The organism is Bacillus sp. GMa5/1 (assembly GCF_050172015.1).
Lineage (GTDB): Bacteria > Bacillota > Bacilli > Bacillales > Bacillaceae_G > Bacillus_A > Bacillus_A cereus.
The window spans coordinates 1-9218 of the sequence record NZ_JBNLYC010000155.1 but is presented as its reverse complement, the minus strand read 5'-3'; the positions used below and the strand labels follow the sequence as shown (position 1 = coordinate 9218).

Here is a 9218-nt window from a genome sequence, read left to right as displayed (position 1 = left end):
AGAGCGAATGAGATGAAGTGCATAGCTTGTTGCACTCAGCATTCGCTCTTTTTATTCAACCTTTATTCTCCTCGTAAAAATGCACGTAAATTTCTCCCGCGAATATAAACTTGTGTCAATTCTGCATGTAGCTGCTCATACTCGGTAATATCCACCTCTAAATACAAAGCATCTTTTGATGGTAATATAATATACGGCCCTGGAAAAAGGGGATCGATCTGAACCAATTCTTGAACTCGCTCTACCGATACTGCCCAACGATTTGCTATATCTCCAAGTAATAGTACCTTCATCATTTCTTCCCCCGCCCTATTCAAAAAATAAAAAAGAAATATTATCACAATTTGTAAACACGACAAACTTAGCTCCAATTGTTTCATAGAGCCTCGCTGGATATCGTTTATTCCTTGTAACAACAGTAATAGGTGCTTGAAAAGAAAAGCGAATGTGTTCTGTGAAAAAACTAACGATTGGAAGCTCATCCCCTAGTAAAATCACCTTCTTAATACACTCACAAATACTAGTAAAGTCCTGCTCCTTACTGCAGCTATAAGTCCAATCAAACCCACAATTCCTAACTTCAGCCTCTATCTCTTCATTTGCTGTAAAAATAATTAACTCATGTTGAAATGATACTAGATCTCTTAAACTATCTACCTTACTTTCTTCTCCAACACAAATAAGTGTTAGTTCCATGTACCTCATCCTCCTTAGTATAAAAGAAATCAAACATAGATTGATATTCTCCTATACTAATCAGATCGATGAAGTGATGTATCCATCATGGCACCGTCCTCTCTCAAGACGCTTACGAAGTTAGCTGTCGGATTCGGACTTTGAGAGTAGCCCTACTTTCAAACTTGAAAGATTCACCCCTAGTGCCTACGCACAAATTGGTTCCTCCGCTCCATATAATTGGACTCAGCGTTTACAAAAAAATGTATTCTGGCTGATATATTACTCCTGTATTTTGAAAAAGTAAACAGAAAAAAAGCCAGTTATAAAACTGGCTTTTCACTTACCTATGCACGCATTCTATTCACTTTATATGCAAAATGATTCGTCGGCCCATGGCCACTACCAATATTCAATGGCTCTTCAATTGCTATACTAATAAATCGTTTTGCTTCTTGAACAGCATCTTCAATTGAGTATCCTTTCGCAAGTCCTGCTGTAACCGCTGAAGCAAATGTACACCCACTTCCATGCGTTTGCTTTGAAGGAATTCGCTCGCTTCTAAACTCAATAAATTTTTCTCCATCAAAGAGGAAATCAATTACTTCATTCCCTTGATATTCTGCATGTCCGCCCTTCATAAGCACATATTTAGCACCTAATTCATGCAATACTTTTGCAGCTTCCTTACTATCTTCAACATTATGAATCTCCATCCCAGTTAACACTTCTGCTTCTGGGACATTCGGTGTTATAACAGTTGCTACTGGTAATAAATATTCTTTTAATGCTTGAACTGCTTCTTGCTGTAATAATGATGCACCGCCTTTTGCAATCATAACGGGATCTAGCACAATATTATTCCAGCCAAACTTTTTAATTTGTTCTGCAACAATTTGAATTATTTCACTACTAAATAACATTCCTAGTTTCACTGCATCTGGTGTTAAATCCGTACCAATTGAATTCAACTGTTCTGTAATACCTTCTAACGGAACAGGATATACCCCTTGAACGCCAAGCGTGTTTTGAGCAGTAATCGCCGTAATAGCCGTCATTCCGTATACACCAAGCTCTTGGAATGTTTTTAAATCTGCCTGAATTCCAGCACCGCCGCCGCTATCAGACCCTGCAATTGTTAAAGCTTTATTCACTTTCATCCCACTCATCCTTTTCTATCCAAAATAGCGATGATAAATCGTTTTTGCTTCGCTTATATCTTTCGTTCCATGTACGAGCACACGGCCATCTTTAAAGGCGACTAACCTCTTGTCTTCAATAGAAAATGATAGTAAATATGGATTTATATTTAAATCATTCACACGACCTTCCAACAACTCTTTATATTGTTCAAAATTTATTTCATCTTTATGAGGTGGTCTAATTTGAACTGTATTTCGCCCGCATAAAACTGCTGTTTTTGATGTGTTCTCTTTATTTAAATACGGATATAATGCATTCTCTCCGCATGAAGGACAATTATGCTGGCGAAGCTTTTGCACATTCATACATGAATACTCATTCTTCCACATATCAAACGATACAAGCCCATCTCGAAGTGATTCGTAATCTTCTACTAACAGTTTAAGAGCTTCTGTTACTTGATGAGAAACGACAAGAGATACAGCAGGTGATATAATACCCGCTGTATCACATGTTGCCCCGCCAAGCGGAATCGACTGTAATAAACATGATAAACATGGTGTTTTACTAGGAAGGATTGTGTAAGAAAGACCGTAACTACCTACACATGCACCGTAAATCCATGGAATAGAATATTTTTGTGCTATATCATTCACAATAAAGCGTGTTTCAAAATTATCAGTCGCATCAATAATTACATCAACATTTGTAACAAGTTCTTCTAGCTCTTCAGCTGTTACATCTTGAACGAGAGCTTCTATTGTTACATCACTATTAATCTCTTCTAAACGTTTTTTAGCCGCTATAGCTTTTGGAAGATTATTCTTTACGTCGCTCTCTGCATACAATTGTTGTCTTTGTAAATTACTCCAATCTACATAATCACGGTCAACAATTGTTATCTTGCCAACACCTGCTCTTACAAACATCTCTGCATTTGCACTACCTAATGCACCTGCACCGATAATAAGCACATGCTTTTCTCTTATCTTTTGCTGTCCTTCTTCTCCAATTGGAGAAAATAGTTCTTGGCGAGAATATCGATTATTCAACTACGCTCATTCCTTCTAAAGGACTACTTGCAGTTGCACAACGCTTACGTGCAATACGACCTGCTTCAAATCCTAAACGGCCTGCTTCAATACTTAATTTCATTGCTTTTGCCATTTTAATAGGATCTTTTGCTCCTGATACAGCTGTATTTAATAACACGCCATCTGCTCCTAATTCCATTGCAAATGCTGCATCAGCTGGGCTACCAATACCGGCATCAACGATAACTGGTACTGTCGCTTGTTCAATAATGAAGCTCAAATTTAATGGATTTACAATACCAAGTCCTGATCCGATTGGAGATGCTCCTGGCATAATCGCATGCACGCCAAGCTCTTGTAATTTACGTGCTAATACAACATCATCAGATGTATACGGAAGTACGATAAATCCTTCTTCCAGTAACATTTCAGATGCCTTTAACGTTTCTACCGGATCAGGTAATAACGTTCTATCATCACCAATAACTTCTACCTTTATCATGTCACAAAGCCCAGAGGCTTTTGCTAATTTTGCAATACGAACAGCCTCTTCAGCGTTTTTTGCTCCTGCTGTATTTGGTAATAACGTATATTTTTTCACATCAAGTTTCTCTAATAAATTAGGTTGCTTTGCATCAAAGATATCCATACGACGTACTGCAAACGTTAAAATTTCAGCTTCAGAAACGTCAATTGCCTTTTGCTGTACGTCAAAATCAGGGAATTTACCTGTTCCTAATAAAAATCTAGAATGAAATGAAAATGGTCCAATGTTTAACATAATCAACCGCCTCCTACGAAAGTTACAATCTCAATTTGGTCTCCATCAAAAACAGATGTATCTGTATGATCATCTTTTTGTAAAATATCTTTATTACGCTCTACTACAACAATTCTGTTATCTAACTCTAAATGTGTAAGTAGCTCAGCTACTGTTTTTACACTCGCTGGCACTTCAATTTGGTTACCATTAATTTTTAAATTCAAACTTCCATCCCCTTTCTAAACGCTTCTAGAAAGCAATGAATCTAGCAAATGATTCTCTTGCTTTCCTTCTATTAAATCAGCCATATATTGACCAGAAATAGGACTTAATAAAATACCGTTTCGATAATGGCCCGTGCAAGCATATAAACCTTTTATTTCTTCATGCTCTCCCATATAAGGAGCTTCATGATTCGATTGTGGTCGTAATCCTGCCCACGTGCTTTCCCATTCTGCTTCTTTTAAAGCTGGCAATATTGTATAAGCACGCTCTAATATAGAAGTTATACTTTCTGGCTGCACAGTTTTATTGAACGTATGTGGCTTCATTGTTGCCCCAATTACGTAACGTCCACCGCGCTTTGGAGTAATGTAAAATCTTTCTTGAAAAATAGGTGCTTTTAAAAGTTTTTTTCTACTTCTTACCGCAACCACTTCTCCTTTAACTGGATATGTACCCCAATCACGGTGAAAATAACCTAGTAACTTCGTGCTCCATGAACCTCCTGCAATAACGACTTTCTCACATGTGACAATACCTTCACTTGTAATAACTCCAGTCACTTTATTATTTTCAATACGGATATCAAATACTTCTGCCTGTTCATATATATCAGCACCGGAAATTGCCGCAGAATGTGCGAATGCTTTCGTAAGCTCTGGTGCAATAACATGACCGTCTTTCGGATAATATACTGCTCCTATAATAGATTCGGATAGATATGGCTCTTTTTCCCGCACATGGTCTCCCGTTAGAAAATAAGAATCTTCACCTGTTTTCTGCTGCCAATCCATAATGTGAAGAATTCTTTCCTTCTCATCTTCATTTTGAGCAATACGATAAATTCCTTTTTCTTCATATCCAATATCAATACCCGTCTTTTCACGTAAAACTGCTGCAAGTTGTGGAAATATAGCTCGGCTTTCTCTAGCAAGTTCAAATAGCGGATCATACGCATCCCATTCTGCCTGAACACCAAGTAAACCAGCAGCTGCTTTGGAAGCTTCCGATGCAATACTTCGCTTCTCCACAATCGCTACTTTATGTCCTCTTTCTGCTAGAAAATGTGCAACTGAACTGCCAATTACACCACCACCAATAATCGCTACATCATACTTCTCACACATGTTTTTCCGCCCACTTTCTTATTGATTCCTTATAAGATTTCGCTTTGCTATACGGGTTACTACTACTTACAATTCCAGACATAACTGCTATACCACTTACACCGTTAGTAAGAACATCCACTGTGTTTTCTGGGGTAATTCCTCCAATTGCTGTAATCGGTATAGATAAACACCTTGCAATGTCTGAAATTTCTTCAAGCCCTCTCGCTGGCACACCTTTTTTACAATCTGTCGGAAATACATGGCCATAAACGAGTGAATCCGCTCCATTTTTAAAAGCTACTATTGCTTCATCTAGCGAATGCACAGAATAACCGACATGCAAATACGAAAACTTTTCTTTCACTGACTTTACATCTGTACTTCGATATCCTAGTTGAACACGAGGTATATTTAATAAAATTGCAATATCAATTCGATCGTTTATGACAATTTTAGAAGCCGGAAAGCCCTCCATTAATAGACTTTCCACACCTTCATATAATTCCTTCGTACTCTTCTCACGCTCACGAATATGCAAATAATCAATCTCACTCTCAATTTGCATCGCTACATTCACTAACTCTTCGAATGGCATATGGCCATTTGAGATTACGTGGAGCTCATTTTTCATATTCATTCGCCTACTTTAAAATATTTTCGAATAGTTCATCGGCTGGGACGGTTTCTTTCGTCATTCCTTTGTCCTTCAGCCACTTATTTTGTTTCTCCCAAGATGCTTTTGAATCTGATAAGAATGGCTCATCTTTCGTTTCCATCTTCTCTAATAAAATTTTCATACTTTCCTTTTCAACTTCTGGCACAAGTGGGAAGTTTTCTTTTTCTTGATGATTTAATAAAATATTCAATGCTTCATCTGGGTTTTTCTTCATGAAATCATAGCCCTTTTTCGTACCACGTAAGAAAGCTTGCAACGCTTCTTTATCTTTTTTCAACGTTTTATCACCTGTTACAAACACAAGCTCATGGTAGTTTGGTACTCCGTAATCAGCTGGATTAAAGTACGCTGGTTCATGGCCTTCATGACGCATAACAGGTACTTCATGGTTAATGTATGCCCCTGTTACCGCATCTACTTTCTTCGTAATTAATGCTGGTACTAAATCAAATCCAACATCAACTACTTTCACTGTATCAGGATTACCACCAGCTTCTTTTACCATCGTTTTTAAATACATCTCACTTAAAGGTGTTCCAGAGTATCCTACTGTTTTTCCTTCTAAATCTTTCGGTGATTGAATGCCCGCTGATTTCAGTGATACAACATGATTTAATGGTGAACGTACGACAGCTCCAATTGATTTCACTGGAATTTGCTCATTCGCTCTCGCCATAACAACATCTGGCTGATAATACAAGCCAACTGTTACCTTCCCTGCTGCTGCCAGCGTTAATGGATCAGTCGGATTAGAAGGGAATTTAATATTTACCTTTACACCTTCTTCTTTAAAGTATCCTTTTTCAATTGCTGCATAGATAAAGCTATGTACCGCATTTGGATACCAATCTAACATGACTGTTATTTCTTTCTCTTTTTTACTTTTGTCTGATGCTGAATTACTCGAACATCCTGCAATTATTGCAATTAATAATGTAAACACAAAGATACGCTTTAAAAATTTCATGAATACTTCCTCCAACTAATGAATTTCTTTTCTAATATGGAAATAATTACGACGAAGAAAATAGCTAATAATGATAACAATACAATAGGTGCAAATACGCCAGCTCCATCTAACTGCGTCATCATTCTCTTACTGAAATATCCAAGCCCAGCTTGTGCACCGAGCCATTCTCCAATTGCTGCTCCGATAACACTAAGCGGAACTGCAATTTTTAAAGCTGAGAAAAAATAAGGAAGAGCAGACGGCAACTTTAATTTAAGAAAAATATCTCTTTTTGTTGCTCCATATGTAACTAAGAGCTCCTCCCATTCTTTTTTCGTACTACGCAGTCCATCATACGTATTGACCGCAATTGGGAAAAACGTAATTAAAACTGTGACAACAACCTTACTCCAAATTGTGTATCCAAACCATAAAACAAATAGCGGAGCAAGCGCAGTAATCGGAATCGTTTGTGAAGCAACTAATAATGGATAAAATGCTCTCTCCATCCATGTACTCGCATTCATTAACATCGCCAGCCCTACACCTAATACGATAGAGATAACAACACCTATTAAAACGACGTATAACGTTGCAGGTAAATGAACTGTAAATAATATGTCTTTTAGTTTCCATATCTTCATTACAATCGCAGAAGGTGACGGTAAAATGTACATCTCATCTACAATTCTTGCTCCTATTTCCCACACAGCTAGTAAAATACTAGAAAGTGTAATAGCAGGAACTAATTCTTTCAATCGGTTCATCACACAAGTACCTGCCTTTGTAACATACTAAGAAGCTCATCTTTCAGCGCCAATACTTCCGGTTTATATAAATCTTTTCGTGTTCTGTTATGATCAAGCGGTACAGTCCGCTCAGTCAAAGTCGTTATCGGCTGCTGTTCCACTACTAAAACTCGGTTTGAAAGAAATAACGCTTCTTCAACATCATGAGTAATGAATAAAATTGTTTTTTTCCACTCTTGCCATTGTTCAAACAACCATTCTTGCAAAGAGGTCTTCGTTAAAGCATCCAACGCACTAAATGGTTCATCTAACAGCAATATTTCCCCGCCTGTTAATAAAGTTCGAATAAAAGATACACGTTGTCTCATACCACCAGATAAATCTTTCGGATATTTTTTCTCATACCCTTGCAAACCAAATTTATGTAACAGTTCCTTTGCCTTTACTTGTGCTTCTTTCTTCTGTACACCTTGGCACTCTAGCGGCAGGGCAGCATTCTCAATAATTGTTCTCCACGGCAAAAGCATATCTTTTTGCGGCATATATCCTACAGGATGGTGCTTTGTTTCTGTCAGTTCTATCTGTCCAGTACTTACCTTTTCTAGACCTGTAATAAGGCGAAATAAAGTACTTTTCCCACATCCACTCGGTCCGATAATACTGACAAACTCTTTCTCATGTATAGAAGCATTTAATTCATGGATGATTGGTTTCTCATCGTAATGAAAAGAAACATTATGAAACTGTAGTATGTTCTTGCTCCTCAAATCCCCACATCTCCTTACGATAGGACATATCCCAGAATAAATATTCAAATCGACTGGAATATAAGAAAATCTCCTCTAATCTTTCTAGTTCTGTCTCAGACTTTCCCACTGCCATTTCATTTAATAAATCTATTAACCAAATACACAGATTACCGTATTCTTCCGAACTATATCCTTGAATCCACTCACCAAAAAACTCATGATCTCTTGCTCCAGGAATATCATTTAAACGCTTTCCAATTTCCCAATAGCTCCACATACATGGAAGAAGCGCTGCTATTAATTCCGCAAGTGTGCCATTTTGAGATACAGACATCATGTAATTTGTATAAGCTAAATTTTTAGCAGATGGTTTCGCAGACTCTATCTCCTCTATAGAAATTCCAAGTCTTTTTGCATATTGTTTATGGATTGTCATTTCGCCATTTAATATTCCATCAATTTGTTCAGCGAACTTTCCCATTACTTGTGGATTCGTTGCTTTTACAACACCAATCGCATATAACTTTGCATAATCTAGCAGATATAAATAATCTTGAATAATATAATACTGGAATTTATCTTTTTCTAACGTGCCATCTCCCATACCCACTACAAACGGATGATTATGACTCATCTCCCAAACCGGTTGCACAGTTTCTAATAATCTATCGCAAAATTTCATTTCTCTATCCCCTTTCAATATATGTATCTAAATAAAAAACCACTTCTATATATAAGAAGTGGTTACAGCAAATAAAGTTATACATTTATTCGATGTTCCACTTCCCTTCGCTAGTATTACCTAGATCAGGTGTTGTAAGGGTTAAGGATTATTCCTCTCTCAGCAAATCAAGCACCCCTAGTGGTTTCAATATGAAATTTTTAAATAAAAAAGCCCCGTTTCTATACGCAAAGAAACGGGGACTCATTGTTAGTGTCCGAATTGCTTCCCTACGCTAGCATAATCTAGATCAGGTAATAAAAAGGATCAAAGGCTTACGGCCTACTCTCAGCTGGCAACACCAGCTCTCCTAGCAAACTATAAAATTATCACTGTCAGTATAACACCCTAATAAGACATCATCAACTTTTTTAATTTTCTTAATTATTAACAGAATATCAAATTTATACAATACATACATTCTATTT

At 37.2% G+C, this 9218-nt stretch carries 12 protein-coding genes and 3 riboswitches; all 12 genes read right to left on the bottom strand.

Features of this window, described 5'->3' with window-relative positions; translation table 11 throughout:
• Positions 1-62: 62 nt before the first annotated feature.
• The 12 genes from ACQGSG_RS23395 to tenA all read right to left on the bottom strand — a co-directional run bounded on the left by ACQGSG_RS23395 (position 63) and on the right by tenA (position 8751).
• The gene (locus tag ACQGSG_RS23395; RefSeq protein WP_001985933.1) at positions 63-296 is read right to left on the bottom strand and encodes a hypothetical protein; all 234 of its coding nucleotides are present in this window, start codon (positions 294-296) and stop codon (positions 63-65) included.
• 13 nt (positions 297-309) lie between these two features.
• Positions 310-696 (bottom strand): hypothetical protein, encoded by a 387-nt coding sequence (locus ACQGSG_RS23390; RefSeq protein WP_134995027.1) that lies wholly within the window; start codon positions 694-696, stop codon positions 310-312.
• A 93-nt stretch (positions 697-789) separates the two neighbouring features.
• Positions 790-937: riboswitch (cyclic di-AMP (ydaO/yuaA leader) on the bottom strand.
• Between the two features lie 85 nt (positions 938-1022).
• A complete protein-coding gene (gene thiD / locus ACQGSG_RS23385) occupies positions 1023-1835 on the bottom strand; it encodes a bifunctional hydroxymethylpyrimidine kinase/phosphomethylpyrimidine kinase (protein WP_000867378.1) in 813 nt (270 codons plus the stop codon).
• Positions 1836-1850: 15 nt separating this feature from the next.
• Positions 1851-2870, bottom strand: coding sequence for a thiazole biosynthesis adenylyltransferase ThiF (gene thiF / locus ACQGSG_RS23380; RefSeq protein ID WP_098023141.1), 1020 nt, complete (start codon positions 2868-2870; stop codon positions 1851-1853).
• Positions 2863-3633 carry a thiazole synthase gene (gene thiG, locus ACQGSG_RS23375; protein WP_325842994.1) on the bottom strand — a complete coding sequence of 257 codons (771 nt, stop codon included), beginning with the start codon at positions 3631-3633 and terminating at the stop codon, positions 2863-2865. The genes thiF and thiG overlap by 8 nt, the downstream gene beginning before the upstream one ends.
• Before the next feature lie 2 nt (positions 3634-3635).
• Positions 3636-3839 carry a sulfur carrier protein ThiS gene (gene thiS, locus ACQGSG_RS23370; RefSeq protein WP_001049502.1) on the bottom strand — a complete coding sequence of 68 codons (204 nt, stop codon included), beginning with the start codon at positions 3837-3839 and terminating at the stop codon, positions 3636-3638.
• 15 nt (positions 3840-3854) lie between these two features.
• Entirely contained in the window at positions 3855-4964 is a 1110-nt protein-coding gene (gene thiO / locus ACQGSG_RS23365) for a glycine oxidase ThiO (RefSeq protein WP_098207980.1), read from the bottom strand.
• Positions 4957-5577, bottom strand: a complete 621-nt coding sequence (gene tenI / locus ACQGSG_RS23360) for a thiazole tautomerase TenI (protein ID WP_000787170.1) — start codon at positions 5575-5577, stop codon at positions 4957-4959. Before tenI ends, thiO begins: the two co-directional genes overlap by 8 nt.
• 10 nt (positions 5578-5587) lie before the next feature.
• Complete coding sequence (locus ACQGSG_RS23355) at positions 5588-6589, bottom strand: ABC transporter substrate-binding protein (protein ID WP_098604830.1); 1002 nt, start codon at positions 6587-6589, stop codon at positions 5588-5590.
• Complete coding sequence (locus ACQGSG_RS23350) at positions 6586-7338, bottom strand: ABC transporter permease (protein ID WP_001080856.1); 753 nt, start codon at positions 7336-7338, stop codon at positions 6586-6588. Before ACQGSG_RS23350 ends, ACQGSG_RS23355 begins: the two co-directional genes overlap by 4 nt.
• A complete protein-coding gene (locus tag ACQGSG_RS23345) occupies positions 7338-8087 on the bottom strand; it encodes an ABC transporter ATP-binding protein (protein ID WP_088361068.1) in 750 nt (249 codons plus the stop codon). Before ACQGSG_RS23345 ends, ACQGSG_RS23350 begins: the two co-directional genes overlap by 1 nt.
• Entirely contained in the window at positions 8056-8751 is a 696-nt protein-coding gene (tenA, locus tag ACQGSG_RS23340; protein WP_000666828.1) for a thiaminase II, read from the bottom strand. The genes ACQGSG_RS23345 and tenA overlap by 32 nt, the downstream gene beginning before the upstream one ends.
• 85 nt (positions 8752-8836) lie before the next feature.
• Positions 8837-8940: riboswitch (TPP riboswitch) on the bottom strand.
• Positions 8941-9000: 60 nt separating this feature from the next.
• Positions 9001-9112: riboswitch (TPP riboswitch) on the bottom strand.
• Between the last annotated feature and the right edge of the window lie 106 nt (positions 9113-9218).